Below are 15,094 nucleotides of genomic sequence, written 5' to 3'. Positions count from 1 at the left end.
AGGATAACTCCATGAATACCGACGCAATTGAATCGATGGTTCGGGATGTGTTGAGCCGAATGAACAGCCTGCAGGGAGAGACAACCACTCCTGCCACGGCCAGTTCATCAACTCATACCGCAAAAGTCACGGATTACCCTCTCGCGAATAAACATCCGGAGTGGGTAAAAACCGCCACAAACAAAACCCTGGATGACTTCACGCTCGAAAATGTGTTGAGCAACAAAGTCACGGCACAGGATATGCGTATCACACCTGAAACGCTGCGCATTCAGGCTGATATTGCCAAAGATGCCGGACGTGACCGGTTGGCGATGAACTTTGAGCGAGCTGCAGAACTAACCGCTGTACCTGACGACCGCATCCTTGAAATTTACAACGCGCTACGTCCATACCGCTCAACGAAAGACGAGCTAATGGCCATCGCAGACGATCTCGAAAACCGTTATCAGGCAAAGATCTGTGCAGCTTTCGTTCGTGAAGCGGCAGCACTATATGTTGAGCGTAAAAAACTCAAAGGCGACGATTAATATCAGGAAAATACGATGCGATATATAGCTGGCATTGATATAGGCAACTCATCAACAGAAGTCGCTCTCGCCACTCTGGATGAGGCTGGCACGCTGAGCATTACCGGCAGCGCACTGGCAGAAACTACCGGAATTAAGGGCACATTGCGTAATGTGTTTGGTATTCAGGAGGCGCTTACGCTTGCGGCAAAAAATGCAGGCATCAATGTCAGCGATATTTCGCTCATCCGTATTAACGAAGCCACTCCAGTCATAGGTGATGTGGCGATGGAAACGATCACCGAAACCATCATCACCGAATCGACCATGATCGGCCACAACCCCAAAACGCCTGGCGGCGTGGGGTTAGGTGTTGGCGTCACGATTACACCGGAAGAGTTGTTAACCCGTCCGGCTGATATTCCTTACATCCTGGTGGTGTCATCAGCATTCGATTTCGCCGATGTCGCCACCATGATTAATGCCTCTGTTGGCGCAGGATATCAATTATCGGGCGTTATTTTGCAGCAGGACGATGGCGTTCTGGTCAGTAATCGCCTGAACAAACCGTTACCTATCGTTGATGAAGTGCTCTATATCGACCGTATCCCATTAGGGATGCTGGCCGCCATTGAGGTCGCCGTTCCGGGCAAGGTTATTGAGACACTTTCCAACCCATACGGCATTGCGACAGTTTTTAACCTCGACGCGAACGAGACCAAAAATATTGTCCCCATGGCACGCGCGCTGATTGGCAACCGCTCTGCTGTTGTGGTGAAAACACCTTCAGGTGATGTGAAAGCACGTGCAATTCCGGCCGGGAATATTGAACTCCAGTCACAGGGACGTACCGTTCGCGTCGACGTCGCCGCTGGTGCCGAAGCGATTATGAAAGCAGTTGGTGAATGTCCAAAGCTTGATAACGTTACCGGTGAAGCTGGAACCAATATTGGCGGCATGCTGGAGCACGTACGCCAGACCATGGCTGAATTAACCAACAAACCTAGCCATGAAATCTTCATTCAGGATTTGTTGGCTGTTGATACTTCAGTTCCCGTCAGCGTGACGGGCGGACTGGCCGGAGAGTTTTCGCTGGAGCAGGCAGTTGGAATTGCCTCAATGGTGAAATCAGATCGCCTGCAAATGGCGATGATTGCCCAGGAGATCACACAAAAGCTCAATATTGACGTCCAGGTTGGCGGTGCTGAAGCCGAAGCAGCTATTTTAGGTGCTCTCACTACGCCAGGCACCACCCGTCCGTTGGCCATTCTGGATCTCGGCGCGGGTTCTACAGACGCCTCCATTATTAATCCCAAAGGCGAAATTATTGCCACACATCTGGCTGGGGCAGGCGATATGGTCACGATGATTATTGCCCGCGAACTGGGGTTGGATGATCGATATCTCGCAGAAGAGATCAAAAAATACCCGCTGGCAAAAGTTGAGAGCTTATTCCACCTTCGCCACGAAGATGGCAGTGTTCAGTTTTTCCCTACCCCCTTGCCACCAACAGTATTTGCACGCGTTTGTGTGGTGAAACCTGATGAACTGGTGCCATTACCAGGGGATCTGGCACTGGAAAAAGTCAGAGCCATTCGCCGCAGCGCGAAGGAGCGAGTCTTTGTCACTAATGCGCTGAGAGCGTTACGTCAGGTCAGCCCAACCGGCAACATTCGCGACATCCCCTTTGTGGTTCTGGTCGGAGGATCCTCTCTGGATTTTGAAGTACCACAACTGGTTACGGATGCGTTGGCGCACTATCGACTGGTAGCGGGTCGAGGCAACATCCGGGGTACTGAAGGTCCCCGCAATGCGGTCGCGACAGGGTTGATCCTCTCCTGGTACAAGGCGTTCGCTCATGGAAAGTAATCTCACCGCACCAGCTATCGTGATCTGCACCGTAGGGGACTGCACCTCACGCTGGAATGACGTATTGCTGGGTATTGAAGAGGAAGGGATCCCCTTTGTTATACGGGAAACCCATTCTACCGACATTATCCACAACGCATGGCTAGCTGCATGCCAATCGCCGTTGCTCGTCGGCATTGGATGCGATCAGGAAAAACTGGTTGTGCACTACAAAAACCTACCTACATCAGCACCACTTTTTACGCTGATGTATCAACAAAATAGCCACGATCGTCGGAGCATTGGTAACAACGCTGCGCGGCTGGTTAAAGGCATCCCTTTCAGGGAATGCCACTCATAACCCACAGGAGAAAAGCAGTATGAATAACGCACTGGGACTGGTTGAAACAAAAGGGCTTGTCGGCGCTATTGAAGCCGCTGATGCCATGGTGAAATCCGCAAACGTGCAGTTGGTTGGCTATGAAAAAATCGGCTCTGGCCTGATTACGGTCATGGTTCGTGGCGATGTTGGTGCGGTTAAAGCTGCAGTTGATGCAGGGAGTGCTGCAGCCAGTGCTGTTGGCGAGGTGAAATCCTGCCACGTTATCCCGCGTCCACACAGCGACGTTGAAGCTATTTTACCTAAGTCCGCGTAAGCCGTAGCAAAAGGAGCACAGCGTGAAGCAATCACTGGGATTACTTGAAGTTAGTGGTCTGGCGTTAGCCATCAGTTGCGCGGACGTCATGGCGAAAGCCGCATCCATCACGCTGGTGGGTCTCGAAAAAACCAACGGCTCAGGCTGGATGATGCTCAAAATCATCGGTGATGTGGCCTCCGTTCAGGCGGCCATCTCCACCGGTGCCAGCTTTGCAGAACTTCGGGATGGCCTGGTCGCTCACAGAGTCATTTCCAGACCTGGGGAAGGCATCCTTTCCCACAGTGTCATGACAGAGCCTGAGCCAGCCCCCGAGCCAACACCAGCCGTGGCGGAAGAAGAAGTAACTGTGGAAAACGTATTATCCGAAGCCCCCCAAAATGCAGAGTTAATTAGCTGCAATCTGTGTCTTGACCCTGCCTGTTCGCGTCAAAAGGGAGAGCCTCGCTCACTTTGCCTGCACTCCGGCAAACGAGGTGAAGAATGATGGATAAACAGCTACTGGAAACAACCGTCAGCAAAGTACTGGATGAAATGCGCGAACGCCCTATTCCGCTGGGGATCTCTAATCGCCATATCCATCTTTGTGCTGCAGATTATGACCGCCTGTTCCCAAATCAGCCTATTAGCGAGAAAAAAGGGTTGTTACAGCCAGGGCAATACGCGGCAGACCAGACCGTAACGCTTGTGGGACCCAAAGGTCAGTTAAAAAATGTGCGTTTACTTGGGCCACTGCGTAGCACCAGCCAGGTCGAAATTTCACGCACTGACGCGCGCACGCTGGGTATAGCTGCGCCGCTACGCATGTCAGGCAATATCCAGGGTACGCCAGGCATTCGTCTTGTCAGCCCTTTTGCCGAACTGGACTTAGCATTCGGGGTAATTGTCGCCCAGCGCCATATTCATATGTCACCACTTGATGCGCTGATCCTGCGTGTCTCACATGGCGATAAAGTCTCCGTGGCCATCAATGGCGACGAACGCAGACTTATTTTCGATAACGTCGCCGTTCGCGTTTCACCCGACATGCGTCTTGAGATGCATATCGATACTGATGAAGCCAATGCCGCGGGTGCTGATAATCCACAGGCATTTGCCACACTGGTGGCCTCACGATGAACAACGAACTGCTGCAACGCATCATTGAGGAGGTTGTTTCCCGATTAAAAAAACGCGCGGAAAGCACACTCTGCGTGAGCGTCGCGCAGTTACGGGAAGTTGATACCCGGACAATATGTTGTCAGTACTCAACGCTGCGCATCCTGCAGGTAGATCTGCCTTTGCTGGCACAAATTGCGGAACACGACGCGTCCTGCGAGTCAGTAGTAACGATCCACGAAGCACTGGCCTGCGGAGTCCGCGTGAAGATATCACTGCAACATCGACTGTTACCGGCGATCCCCGTGAGGAAACTCGCCCGACTGCCGGTGGAATTCAGCGATGAGCACGGACAAAACATCATTCTGCATCCCGAAACACTTTTAAGTTATGCCGACGTAGCCCGGTTGAAGGATGGATTTCTGGTAATACGCCGTCGATGTGTCGTTACCGCATTGGCTCAGGAAGCAGTCAATACGCGGAATGTCCAATTAATTAAGCAGGAGTGAACCATGCATCTGGCACGAGTTACAGGCGTCGTGGTTTCCACGCAAAAGTCGCCATCACTGGTCGGAAAAAAACTTTTGCTGGTACGTCGGGTATGCGCCGATGGGGAACTTCCCGCCTCCCCTGTGAGCGGGGATGAAGTCGCGGTTGATTCTGTAGGTGCAGGAACCGGCGAACTGGTATTACTCAGCAGTGGTTCCAGTGCCAGACACGTTTTTTCCGGCCCAAATGAGGCTATCGATCTGGCCATTGTCGGCATTGTCGACACGCTTTCTCGATAGGAGGAACTATGCCGATTTATACCCGAACTGGCGATGCCGGTACCACAGCACTCTTTACCGGGCAGCGCGTCAGTAAAACGCATCCACGCGTTGAAGCATACGGTACGTTGGATGAACTCAATGCTGCGCTGAGTCTGTGCGTCTGCGCAGTGAAAAGCCAACAACACCGACTCTTACTTGAACAAATTCAAGTGCAGCTCTTTTGGTTTAGTGCGGAACTTGCCAGCGAAAGCGAACAGCCGACGCCAGAACAGCGTTACATCAGCTCGGAAGAAATTGCGGCCCTGGAAGCCGCTATCGATACCGCTATGGGGCGAATCCCCCCACTGCATAGCTTTATTTTACCGGGCCGCTGCGAATCTGCGAGCCGTCTACACTTTGCCCGTACGCTTGCCCGCCGCGCAGAAAGACGGCTTGTCGAACTCTCAACAGATGTCTCTATCAGACATGTGCTGATGCGGTATATCAATCGCCTGTCCGACTGCTTATATGCACTCGCTCGTGCCGAAGATCATGACGCCCATCAGGCCGACATCATTCGGAAAGTGACTGAGCGCTATCTGGCTACAACCCAAACAATAACCACAAATGAGTCTGCAATGTCTTTATCTTTCCAGGAACTTCATCAACTGACTCGAGCCGCGGTAACACGGGCAGATGAACTCAAAGTCCCTGTCGTTATCAGCATAGTTGATCCTAACGGGACACAAACGGTGACCTGGCGCATGCCCGATGCATTGCTCGTGAGTAGCGAACTTGCACCGAAAAAAGCCTGGACCGCCGTTGCGATGAAAACCGCCACTCATGAACTGAGTTCTGCGGTACAACCGGGAGCCGCACTTTACGGTCTGGAAAGCCATATGCAGGGAAAAGTCGTCACTTTTGGTGGCGGCTACGCACTATGGCGTGAAGGTTTACTACTTGGGGGTCTTGGCATCAGCGGAGGAAGCGTTGAGCAGGATATGGACATTGCAGAAACTGCCATTGCGGCGATTAACGTGAGAACACATCAATGAATACGTCAGAACTTGAAATCCTTATCCGCAACATTCTGAGTGAGCAACTCGCACCGGCAAAAACAGAAATAAAAGGAAACGGTATTTTCCCGTCCGTCGGTGAAGCGATAGATGCTGCTCATCAGGCCTTTTTGCGTTATCAGCAATGCCCACTGAAAACCCGTAGCGCCATCATTAATGCACTACGGGAAGAACTGACACCTCATCTTGGTTCGCTGGCGGCAGAGAGCGCGGCAGAAACGGGGATGGGCAACAAAGAGGATAAATTCCTCAAAAACAAGGCGGCGCTGGACAACACCCCAGGCATCGAAGATCTAACGACAACGGCCCTGACCGGTGACGGTGGCATGGTGTTATTTGAATATTCCCCGTTTGGCGTAATTGGCTCAGTCGCCCCCAGCACCAACCCAACGGAAACCATTATTAACAACAGCATCAGTATGCTGGCCGCAGGAAACAGCGTTTATTTCAGTCCGCACCCGGGCGCTAAAATGGTCTCACTTAAGCTGATTGCCATGATTGAGGATATTGCGTTTCGCTGTTGCGGGATTCGGAATCTTGTCGTCACGGTCACAGAACCTACTTTTGAAGCTACCCAGCAGATGATGGCCCATCCTAAAATCGCAGTGCTGGCGATCACCGGTGGCCCTGGCATTGTTGCTATGGGCATGAAAAGTGGGAAAAAAGTTATTGGTGCAGGTGCGGGTAATCCTCCATGTATCGTTGATGAAACCGCCGATCTGGTGAAAGCAGCGGAAGATATCATCAACGGCGCATCCTTTGATTACAACCTGCCCTGCATTGCAGAGAAAAGCCTGATTGTTGTTGATGCTGTTGCCGAACGGCTGGTTCAGCAAATGCAGTCTTTTGGTGCGGTGCTTCTGAACTGCGAAGAGATCGACAAATTACGCGCCGCCTGTCTGCCTGAAGGGATAGCCAATAAGAAACTCGTAGGGAAAAGTCCCGCAACATTACTGGAAGCTGCGGGTATACCGGTTCCGGCAAAAGCACCCCGCCTGTTGATTGGTATCGTCAGCGCTGACGATCCTTGGGTCACCAGCGAGCAATTGATGCCAATGCTGCCAATCGTGACGGTAAATGATTTTGACAGTGCGTTAACGTTAGCCCTGAAAGTTGAAGAGGGACTGCATCACACTGCCATTATGCACTCACAGAATGTTTCACGTTTGAACCTTGCCGCCCGCACGCTTCAGACATCTATTTTTGTGAAAAATGGCCCCTCTTACGCCGGAATTGGCGTGGGTGGTGAGGGCTTCACGACCTTCACTATCGCCACACCGACCGGTGAAGGAACAACGTCTGCGCGAACTTTCGCACGCTCTCGTCGTTGTGTGCTGACAAACGGTTTTTCAATCCGCTAACGAGGCCGTAATGAATAGCTTTTCACTACAAACCCGATTGTACAGCGGCCAGGGAAGTCTGGAAGTGCTCAAGCGCTTCACAAATAAGCATATCTGGATCATCTGCGACAGTTTTCTGGCGCGCTCACCTCTGATTGACAAGCTGAGGAGTGCCCTGCCAGCGGATAATCGCATCAGCGTTTTCAGCGACATCACTCCCGATCCAACCATCGGTACGGTAGTTCAGGGGATTGCGCAAATGCATTCCCTGCAACCGGATGTTGTTATCGGCTTTGGTGGAGGCTCAGCGCTTGATGCTGCAAAAGCTATCGTCTGGTTCAGCCGACAGTTTGGCATCGAAATAGAAACCTGTGTGGCTATTCCAACCACCAGCGGCACAGGTTCTGAAGTGACCAGCGCTTGTGTGATTAGCGATCCGGATAAAGGTATTAAATATCCATTATTTAATAATGCTCTGTATCCAGATATGGCGGTACTTGATCCGACCCTGGTCGTCAGCGTGCCGCCAGCCATCACTGCAAATACCGGGATGGACGTACTGACGCACGCGCTGGAAGCTTATGTTTCAACGAAGGCCAGCGACTTCACCGATGCTCTCGCAGAAAAGGCGGCACAAATCGTCTTCCAGTATCTGCCCGTCGCGGTCAGTAAAGGCGATTGTCTGGCAACACGAGGAAAAATGCACAACGCCTCGACGCTTGCCGGAATGGCTTTTAGCCAGGCAGGACTCGGGATTAATCACGCGATAGCCCATCAGTTAGGCGGTCAGTTTCATCTGCCTCACGGCCTTGCCAATGCGCTAATACTGACTCCGGTCATTCAGTTTAACGCTCGTGATCCACGGGCAGCAAAGCGATACGCCCGATTTGCGAAAGCCTGTCACCTGTGCCCGGATAATGCTAACGATACAGCGGCACTCAATGCGCTAATTCATCATATTGAGCTGCTCAACAAACAGTGTGCGTTACCCTCTTTTATTGACGCGCTTAAAGACGGAAAGCAAACCTGGTCACAGCGAATACCGTTGATGGTTCAGGCCGCGCTGGCTGATGTCACGCTGCAAACTAATCCTCGCGTAGCCAACGCCAGTGCCATCCAGGAACTGCTTGAGGAATTATTATGAATACAGCCATGACGGCAGAACCCACTCTTTATGATGCGCAAACGATACGCGATCGCGTTCGTGCTGCGGGTGTGGTGGGAGCAGGAGGCGCAGGGTTTCCTGCGCACGTCAAACTCCAGGCTCAGGTTGATACGTTTCTGGTGAATGCAGCAGAGTGCGAGCCAATGCTGAAAGTTGATCAGCAATTAATGGCTCTGCAGGCGGCCCGACTGGTCCGTGGCGTGCAGTATGCTATGAAAGCCACAGGGGCCAGTGCAGGCATAATTGCTCTTAAAGAAAAGTATCAGAAAGCTATCAGTGCCTTAACACCTCTCCTGCCTGCTGATATCCGGTTACACATTTTGCCTGATGTTTATCCGGCTGGTGACGAGGTGCTGACGATATGGATGGCAACCGGACGACGAGTCCCCCCTGCCGCATTGCCGGTCAGCGTCGGTGTAGTCGTCAATAACGTCCAGACCGTACTTAACATCGCCAGAGCCGTCGAGCAACAGTATCCCGTTACGCGTCGTACGCTGACCGTCAACGGCGCTGTAGCCAGGCCCGTAACCATGACGGTCCCTATCGGAATGTCTTTACGTGAAGTACTGGCCCTGGCTGGCGGATCCACCGTCGATGACCCTGGATTCATCAACGGTGGCCCCATGATGGGTAGCCTGATTACCTCCCTGGATACGCCGGTGAGCAAAACGACAGGCGGCCTGTTGGTTCTGCCAAAATCCCATGCGCTTATTCAACGGCGAATGCAGGATGAACGTACCGTACTTTCGGTGGCAAAAACCGTTTGTGAACAGTGCCGTTTGTGTACGGATCTGTGCCCAAGACATTTGCTCGGCCATGAACTATCGCCTCATCTACTGGTCCGCGCGGTTAACTATCAGCAGGCCGCTACACCGCAATTGCTGCTCACTGCCCTGACCTGCTCAGAATGCAACGTCTGCGAAAGCGTTGCATGTCCGGTAGGCATCTCACCGATGCGTATTAATCGCATGCTTAAACGTGAGCTGCGTGCGCTAAACCATCGTTATGAAGGGCCACTCAACCCTGCTGATGAAATGGCGAAGTATCGCCTCATCCCGGTTACACGACTCATTACCAAACTGGGTCTAAGTGACTGGTACCACGACGCACCGTTAGCACCGACAGATTATTCAACAGATACAACGACGTTGCTGCTACGCCAACATATTGGTGCCAGCGCCATCCCTTGTGTGCAAAAAGGGGAACGAGTTGTTCGTGGCCAGTGTGTTGCCGATGTGCCAGCAGACGCATTAGGCGCCCCTGTTCACGCCAGTATTGACGGTATTGTCAGCGAGATAACTGATCAATCCATCACGGTAATTAGAGGTTAACCATGTCTCAGGCTATAGGTATTTTAGAACTCACCAGCATTGCCAAAGGGATGGAAGCCGGCGATGCCATGCTCAAAAGCGCGAATGTGAATTTACTGGTCAGCAAAACCATCTGTCCGGGCAAATTTTTACTCATGCTCGGCGGAGATGTTGGCGCTGTGCAACAGGCTATCGCCACTGGCACATCGCTTGCAGGTGATATGCTCGTTGACAGTCTGGTATTGCCAAATATTCATGCCAGCGTTCTGCCAGCAATCAGCGGTCTTAACAGCGTTGATACACGTCAGGCGGTTGGGATTGTAGAAACCTGGAGCGTAGCCGCGTGTATCTGTGCCGCCGATCGCGCAGTTAAAGCCTCAAATGTCACGCTGGTACGGGTACATATGGCATTTGGCATTGGAGGCAAATGCTACATGGTGGTCGCGGGTGATGTTTCCGATGTGAATAACGCCGTGACGGTAGCCAGCGAAAGCGCAGGTGAAAAAGGACTGCTGGTCTATCGCTCTGTCATCCCGCGTCCGCATGAAAGCATGTGGCGACAAATGGTGGAGGGATAATGGAAAGGCAACCGACGACGGATCGCATGATCCAGGAATACGTACCGGGAAAACAGGTCACTCTGGCACATCTCATCGCCAATCCGGGTAAAGATTTATTCAAGAAACTGGGATTACAGGACTCGGTTTCAGCTATTGGGATTTTAACCATTACACCAAGTGAAGCCTCAATTATTGCCTGTGACATCGCCACCAAATCCGGTGCAGTTGAGATAGGTTTTCTTGACCGTTTTACCGGCGCAGTCGTCCTGACAGGTGATGTTTCAGCGGTTGAATATGCGCTAAAACAGGTTACCCGCACGCTGGGCGAAATGATGCGTTTTACCGCGTGTCCCATTACACGGACTTAACACCATGAAACGCATAATGCTAATTGGACCCAGCCAGTGCGGTAAGACATCACTTACTCAATGTATGCGTGGTGAAGCACTTCATTACCAGAAAACTCAGGCCATTGTCTGGTCTCCTGCAGCAATAGACACACCGGGTGAATATATTGAGAACCGGTGCCTGTATAGCGCACTGCTGGCCAGTTCCTGTGAAGCCGACATTATCGCTCTGGTACTCAATGCTGATGCACCCTGGTCACCTTTTTCGCCTGGTTTTACTGGCCCGATGAACAGACCTGTTATCGGTCTGGTGACCAAAGCTGATTTAGCTAATCCGCAGCGTATTTCCCTCGTCGAAAACTGGTTGGTGCAGGCTGGAGCGCAAAAAGTCTTTATCACCAGCGCAGTGAACAATACCGGAGTGGATGAGATGTTCATTTTTCTGAATGCAAAGGAACCTTCATGTCTCACAAGATAATGGCTATTAACGCCGGCAGCTCTTCGCTGAAGTTTCAGTTACTGGCCATGCCGCAGGGTGAAATGCTGTGTCAGGGGTTGATCGAGCGTATCGGCATGACTGACGCACAGGTCACCATCAAAACACCAGTAGAAAAATGGCAGGAGATTTTGCCCGTTGCCGACCATCGGGATGCGGTAACCCTGTTACTGGAAAAACTGCTCAGCCATAAAATTATCAACAGTCTGGATGACATTGACGGTACGGGACATCGCGTTGCGCACGGCGGGGAATCTTTTAAAGATTCTGCCCTAGTGACCGAGGAAACACTGGCAGAAATCGAGCGTCTTGCAGAACTGGCACCGTTACATAACCCGGTTAATGCGCTCGGCATTGCTGTATTTCGCCAATTGCTGCCAAAAACGCCTGCTGTTGCCGTTTTTGACACCGCTTTCCATCAGACACTCGATGAGCCTTCTTTTATTTATCCCCTGCCCTGGCGGTATTACTCTGAGCTGGGAATTCGTCGCTACGGTTTTCATGGCACCAGCCATAAATATGTCAGCGCCGCACTGGCTGAAAAACTGGGTGTTCCTCTCAGCGCCCTGCGCGTTGTGTGCTGTCATCTGGGTAACGGGAGCAGTATCTGCGCCATCAAGGGCGGGCTGTCGGTTAATACATCAATGGGCTTTACCCCACAATCGGGCGTGATGATGGGCACTCGTAGTGGTGATATCGATCCGTCTATTCTGCCGTGGATTGCGATGCGTGAAGGCAAAACACCGCAGCAGCTCAATCAGTTACTCAATAATGAGTCAGGTTTGCTGGGTATTTCTGGCATTTCACCTGATTACCGTGACGTTGAACATGCTGCTGATAATGGAAACCATCAGGCAGCACTTGCGCTAACGCTGTTTGCCGAACGTATTCGGGCCACGATTGGCAGCTACATTATGCAAATGGGCGGTCTGGATGCACTGGTATTTACTGGTGGTATTGGCGAGAACTCTGCACGTGCCAGGGCCGCCATTTGTCGCAATTTGAATTTCTTAGGTCTGGCCGTTGATGAAGAAAAAAATCAGCGTAACGCGACCTTCATTCAGACAGAAAACGCGATGGTCAAAGTGGCCGTGATTAACACCAATGAAGAGCTAATGATAGCGCAGGACGTGATGCGAATAGCGATAGCAGAAACTGTGACATTGGACATCCCGGCCTAGTATTGCCGCACTGCAAATTGCGGCAAATCATGGTAATAGCGCGATCGCCATGACACTATGCGCCGAGGATTGCTGATCACAAAGGTGAAGACGTGGCTGTTGCGCAATGTCCCGCATCATGCGGAGAACTTATCCAGGGCTGGATTTTGGGCAGTGAGAAATTGGTCTCCTGCCCGGTTGAATGGTATAGCACCGTTGAGATTAGTTCAGGTTCACCGTTGACAGATGAACGTCCCCTGTCTCGGGCGATGGTTGACCGGTTGTTGCAGCACTGGCAATACCCGGCACATGTCAGCCAGGATATCCGGATAGACATCCATTCAACAATCCCCATCGCCAAAGGTATGGCCAGCAGTACGGCGGATATTGCCGCCACGGCAATTGCTACGGCGCATCATCTGGGCCATCCGTTGGATGAATCGACACTGGCGCACCTTTGCGTTTCACTTGAGCCTACTGACAGTACCGTTTTTCGCCAGTTAACCCTTTTCGATCATAACGACGCCTCCACACAAATTGCCTGTGAAGCGCAGCCGCAACTCGACCTGTTAGTTCTCGAAAGCCCGGAAACGTTACGTACAGCAGACTATCATCGTATTCCTCGTCAGTCAGGATTACAGGCTGGCGCCCCTGCACTTAAGCGAGCATGGGAAAAAGTTCAGGAAGCCTGTGTTTATCAAAACCCCTACAGAATGGGCGAAGCGGCAACACTAAGCGCAATCGCCAGTCAGTTGTTGTTGCCAAAACCCGATTTCGACTCACTATTGGCGCTGGTAGAAGAATGTGATTTATACGGAGTGAATGTCGCGCACAGCGGCAGCGTTGTCGGCCTGATGCTGGACAGAAAACGTCACGATGTTGATTATATCAAATGGATGCTGGGGCAGAAGAAGCTGACAAGGCACTGGCCGGAACAGCATTTGCTAAGGATGGTAACTGGTGGGGTCGAGTTACAATAAGGGCCGCACCGCAGCCCTTATCATTATATACCTGTCATACTTCAATTTTCCCTGAAACCTGAAGGTTCAGGGTATAAAACGTTACTCTGCTTTCGCTTCGCCGTTTTTCACTTCGCCCATGGCTTTCAGCTTTTTAGAAATATCGCGACGCTCTTTTGAGATCTCAGCGTTTTTGATGATGTAATCATCCACGCGATCTTCGTAGTCACTTTTCATGCTGGCAATAATGCCCTGGATCGCTTCGACGCTCATGCCCGGCTTGATGTAGTCACTCAGGTTGTCTAGCAGCAGAACGCGTTTCTGGTTGTCACGGATCTTTTTCTCAACGTCCTGGATTTCACGTTGCAGTTTGTTCTTACGACGGAACAGACGAACAAATTCCAGCACGTCCTGGAAAGAAGGCTTGGTAGTTTCCATTTTTACACCCCTGATAATGTGAGATTCGGATTCGTTTAAACAACGGCTAAAGTGGGTCAACATTACTTTCATGCCCGCCATACTTCAAGTTGCATATGCATTGACAATACATGGTTGAAACCTGAATTATCGAGGGTAAAGCCATTGCAGTTAACAATGGTTTTAGCCTTTTTCAGTATCATACCCTTAATCCTTGCTGAATCGAAGCAGCAGGATAATCAATCCCCTCATCTGCTCTTTATTTGCGCAAAGCGCGACAGATTAAATGTGAGAGCAACTCCAGTTGTCGTGCCATTTCCATGTTCAGCCAGACATAGCCGTGAATGGGAGTCTCAGCGACATTATCGCCTTTATGCTCATCAATGAGCTTACGCAGCTCCGCTACGGTATCGTTGAGTTTTTCCGTATTGGCAAGCACTGGCTGCGGATTACCTTCATACAGAGCATGAGTTATCGTCAGTAATGCCTGTTGAGTTCTGAGCTGTGTTTCACGCAGTGTATGCGCATTCAGCATCACAAAGTGGCTGGTACGCGTTGCCCAAAGCGCATTAATTTGCAACTCGAGCATGCAAACCAGATTACGGTTAACAGTTTGAATAGCCTCAAATATAGACTTTTGGATATGCGTTTCTTTGCTGGCAGGGACGATGAGCCCGCGCATTTTGACAACGTCACTCAACAACTGCTGTAAATGTTTCTCCAGACGGGGTTGTTCGAGCAGGTTAGGCGACAGAGCAGCCTGGTACACACGATTATACCCTGTAACACAATGCGCAAGTTGAATACGCCAGTGTATAAAAGCGCGTTGTGGCCAGATGCCGGTAAACAGCATCGCCAGTAGCGACCCCAGGATAACGTCACCACCACGCCAGAGTGCCGTATTCATATCGCCAGCAGGAGCTCCCACGACAACGGCAAGCGTAATGCCAATCAGCAGAGCCTGATAGGGCTTTTTGCCTAGAGCCAACCAGCCGCAGAGAAACATCGCCACCGCACACCATATCAACATTAACGGTAGTGAAAAGAGTTCCAGCCGCAGAGCCACCAGCCCCAGCACAGAGCCCAGAATCGTCCCACCAATGCGCTCAAAAGCCCTGGGAACCACATTACCCCAAAATGAAATAGGCCCCATGATCACGACCAGCGTGATTAGAGGCCATGTACCTTCAGGGATGTTCAGCAGCCGGACCAGCAGAAAAGTGAGAAGAAACGCCAGCGCAATGCGAATACCATGCACAACACGATAATGACGATACAAACGAATTTCAAAAGGACTCAGCGACTTATCTGCACGCACTCATGCACTCCGTCAGGGAATAGCAAAGAACGGAATTGTACCTGCTTTTTCAGTGAAAATATCACTGTAATGGTCAGGTCTTTCAT

At 51.3% G+C, this 15,094-nt stretch carries 19 protein-coding genes; 17 read left to right on the top strand and 2 right to left on the bottom strand.

All coding sequences use genetic code 11. The features are described 5' to 3' along the window. The first annotated feature begins 11 nt into the window (after positions 1-11). The 17 genes from pduE (at position 12) to SK36_RS06990 (ending at position 13,294) form a co-directional block, all read left to right on the top strand. Entirely contained in the window at positions 12-530 is a 519-nt protein-coding gene (pduE, locus tag SK36_RS07070) for a propanediol dehydratase small subunit PduE (protein ID WP_045444498.1), read from the top strand. 15 nt (positions 531-545) lie between these two features. Next, positions 546-2,378, top strand: a complete 1,833-nt coding sequence (locus SK36_RS07065; protein ID WP_048221145.1) for a diol dehydratase reactivase subunit alpha — start codon at positions 546-548, stop codon at positions 2,376-2,378. Then, complete coding sequence (locus SK36_RS07060; protein WP_045444503.1) at positions 2,368-2,718, top strand: glycerol dehydratase reactivase beta/small subunit family protein; 351 nt, start codon at positions 2,368-2,370, stop codon at positions 2,716-2,718. The genes SK36_RS07065 and SK36_RS07060 overlap by 11 nt, the downstream gene beginning before the upstream one ends. A 19-nt stretch (positions 2,719-2,737) precedes the next feature. Next, a complete protein-coding gene (gene pduJ / locus SK36_RS07055) occupies positions 2,738-3,013 on the top strand; it encodes a propanediol utilization microcompartment protein PduJ (protein ID WP_001057752.1) in 276 nt (91 codons plus the stop codon). 22 nt (positions 3,014-3,035) lie between these two features. Beyond that, on the top strand, positions 3,036-3,500 hold the full coding sequence (locus SK36_RS07050) for a BMC domain-containing protein (protein ID WP_048221143.1): 465 nt from the start codon (positions 3,036-3,038) through the stop codon (positions 3,498-3,500). Then, on the top strand, positions 3,500-4,132 hold the full coding sequence (locus tag SK36_RS07045; RefSeq protein WP_045444512.1) for a phosphate propanoyltransferase: 633 nt from the start codon (positions 3,500-3,502) through the stop codon (positions 4,130-4,132). The genes SK36_RS07050 and SK36_RS07045 overlap by 1 nt, the downstream gene beginning before the upstream one ends. After that, on the top strand, positions 4,129-4,620 hold the full coding sequence (gene pduM, locus SK36_RS07040; RefSeq protein WP_048221142.1) for a microcompartment protein PduM: 492 nt from the start codon (positions 4,129-4,131) through the stop codon (positions 4,618-4,620). The genes SK36_RS07045 and pduM overlap by 4 nt, the downstream gene beginning before the upstream one ends. Positions 4,621-4,623: 3 nt before the next feature. Then, entirely contained in the window at positions 4,624-4,899 is a 276-nt protein-coding gene (locus SK36_RS07035) for a EutN/CcmL family microcompartment protein (protein ID WP_045444518.1), read from the top strand. Between the two features lie 8 nt (positions 4,900-4,907). Further along, the gene (gene pduO / locus SK36_RS07030; protein ID WP_048221141.1) at positions 4,908-5,915 is read left to right on the top strand and encodes a two-domain cob(I)yrinic acid a,c-diamide adenosyltransferase PduO; all 1,008 of its coding nucleotides are present in this window, start codon (positions 4,908-4,910) and stop codon (positions 5,913-5,915) included. Next, positions 5,912-7,297: a CoA-acylating propionaldehyde dehydrogenase PduP gene (gene pduP / locus SK36_RS07025; RefSeq protein ID WP_045444533.1), complete on the top strand. Its 1,386-nt coding sequence runs from the start codon at positions 5,912-5,914 to the stop codon at positions 7,295-7,297. The genes pduO and pduP overlap by 4 nt, the downstream gene beginning before the upstream one ends. A gap of 10 nt (positions 7,298-7,307) precedes the next feature. Beyond that, positions 7,308-8,420 carry a 1-propanol dehydrogenase PduQ gene (locus SK36_RS07020; protein ID WP_048221138.1) on the top strand — a complete coding sequence of 371 codons (1,113 nt, stop codon included), beginning with the start codon at positions 7,308-7,310 and terminating at the stop codon, positions 8,418-8,420. Further along, positions 8,417-9,772, top strand: coding sequence for a cobalamin reductase PduS (gene pduS / locus SK36_RS07015; protein ID WP_048221137.1), 1,356 nt, complete (start codon positions 8,417-8,419; stop codon positions 9,770-9,772). Before SK36_RS07020 ends, pduS begins: the two co-directional genes overlap by 4 nt. Before the next feature lie 2 nt (positions 9,773-9,774). Next, positions 9,775-10,329 carry a propanediol utilization microcompartment protein PduT gene (pduT, locus tag SK36_RS07010; protein ID WP_048221136.1) on the top strand — a complete coding sequence of 185 codons (555 nt, stop codon included), beginning with the start codon at positions 9,775-9,777 and terminating at the stop codon, positions 10,327-10,329. After that, positions 10,329-10,679, top strand: a complete 351-nt coding sequence (gene pduU, locus SK36_RS07005; RefSeq protein ID WP_032939586.1) for a propanediol utilization microcompartment protein PduU — start codon at positions 10,329-10,331, stop codon at positions 10,677-10,679. Before pduT ends, pduU begins: the two co-directional genes overlap by 1 nt. 4 nt (positions 10,680-10,683) lie before the next feature. After that, a complete protein-coding gene (pduV, locus tag SK36_RS07000; protein ID WP_045444543.1) occupies positions 10,684-11,136 on the top strand; it encodes a propanediol utilization protein PduV in 453 nt (150 codons plus the stop codon). Next, complete coding sequence (locus tag SK36_RS06995; RefSeq protein ID WP_045444545.1) at positions 11,121-12,335, top strand: acetate/propionate family kinase; 1,215 nt, start codon at positions 11,121-11,123, stop codon at positions 12,333-12,335. The genes pduV and SK36_RS06995 overlap by 16 nt, the downstream gene beginning before the upstream one ends. 92 nt (positions 12,336-12,427) lie before the next feature. Next, positions 12,428-13,294 (top strand): GHMP family kinase ATP-binding protein, encoded by an 867-nt coding sequence (locus tag SK36_RS06990; RefSeq protein ID WP_048221135.1) that lies wholly within the window; start codon positions 12,428-12,430, stop codon positions 13,292-13,294. A gap of 81 nt (positions 13,295-13,375) precedes the next feature. On the opposite strand, the gene SK36_RS06985 is transcribed toward SK36_RS06990, so the two are convergent. Together SK36_RS06985 and SK36_RS06980 are read right to left on the bottom strand one after the other, a co-directional pair. Next, positions 13,376-13,711 (bottom strand): DUF496 family protein, encoded by a 336-nt coding sequence (locus SK36_RS06985; RefSeq protein WP_003834176.1) that lies wholly within the window; start codon positions 13,709-13,711, stop codon positions 13,376-13,378. Between the two features lie 238 nt (positions 13,712-13,949). Further along, complete coding sequence (locus SK36_RS06980; protein ID WP_045444553.1) at positions 13,950-15,008, bottom strand: FUSC family protein; 1,059 nt, start codon at positions 15,006-15,008, stop codon at positions 13,950-13,952. Positions 15,009-15,094 lie beyond the last annotated feature (86 nt).

The sequence above is a fragment of the Citrobacter sp. MGH106 genome (assembly GCF_001037495.1).
Lineage (GTDB): Bacteria > Pseudomonadota > Gammaproteobacteria > Enterobacterales > Enterobacteriaceae > Citrobacter > Citrobacter murliniae.
Note: the sequence above shows the minus strand (reverse complement) of the source record. Positions and strands in the feature narration are given on the sequence as shown.

What these genes read in the sequence shown, in the direction of transcription:
- pduE (WP_045444498.1), top strand. Translation starts at nt 12, where the DNA reads ATGAATACCGACGCAATTGAATCGATGGTTCGGGATGTGTTGAGCCGA.
- SK36_RS07065 (WP_048221145.1), top strand. Translation starts at nt 546, where the DNA reads ATGCGATATATAGCTGGCATTGATATAGGCAACTCATCAACAGAAGTC.
- SK36_RS07060 (WP_045444503.1), top strand. Translation starts at nt 2,368, where the DNA reads ATGGAAAGTAATCTCACCGCACCAGCTATCGTGATCTGCACCGTAGGG.
- pduJ (WP_001057752.1), top strand. Translation starts at nt 2,738, where the DNA reads ATGAATAACGCACTGGGACTGGTTGAAACAAAAGGGCTTGTCGGCGCT.
- SK36_RS07045 (WP_045444512.1), top strand. Translation starts at nt 3,500, where the DNA reads ATGGATAAACAGCTACTGGAAACAACCGTCAGCAAAGTACTGGATGAA.
- pduM (WP_048221142.1), top strand. Translation starts at nt 4,129, where the DNA reads ATGAACAACGAACTGCTGCAACGCATCATTGAGGAGGTTGTTTCCCGA.
- SK36_RS07035 (WP_045444518.1), top strand. Translation starts at nt 4,624, where the DNA reads ATGCATCTGGCACGAGTTACAGGCGTCGTGGTTTCCACGCAAAAGTCG.
- pduO (WP_048221141.1), top strand. Translation starts at nt 4,908, where the DNA reads ATGCCGATTTATACCCGAACTGGCGATGCCGGTACCACAGCACTCTTT.
- pduP (WP_045444533.1), top strand. Translation starts at nt 5,912, where the DNA reads ATGAATACGTCAGAACTTGAAATCCTTATCCGCAACATTCTGAGTGAG.
- SK36_RS07020 (WP_048221138.1), top strand. Translation starts at nt 7,308, where the DNA reads ATGAATAGCTTTTCACTACAAACCCGATTGTACAGCGGCCAGGGAAGT.
- pduS (WP_048221137.1), top strand. Translation starts at nt 8,417, where the DNA reads ATGAATACAGCCATGACGGCAGAACCCACTCTTTATGATGCGCAAACG.
- pduT (WP_048221136.1), top strand. Translation starts at nt 9,775, where the DNA reads ATGTCTCAGGCTATAGGTATTTTAGAACTCACCAGCATTGCCAAAGGG.
- pduU (WP_032939586.1), top strand. Translation starts at nt 10,329, where the DNA reads ATGGAAAGGCAACCGACGACGGATCGCATGATCCAGGAATACGTACCG.
- pduV (WP_045444543.1), top strand. Translation starts at nt 10,684, where the DNA reads ATGAAACGCATAATGCTAATTGGACCCAGCCAGTGCGGTAAGACATCA.
- SK36_RS06995 (WP_045444545.1), top strand. Translation starts at nt 11,121, where the DNA reads ATGTCTCACAAGATAATGGCTATTAACGCCGGCAGCTCTTCGCTGAAG.
- SK36_RS06985 (WP_003834176.1), bottom strand. Translation starts at nt 13,711, where the DNA reads ATGGAAACTACCAAGCCTTCTTTCCAGGACGTGCTGGAATTTGTTCGT.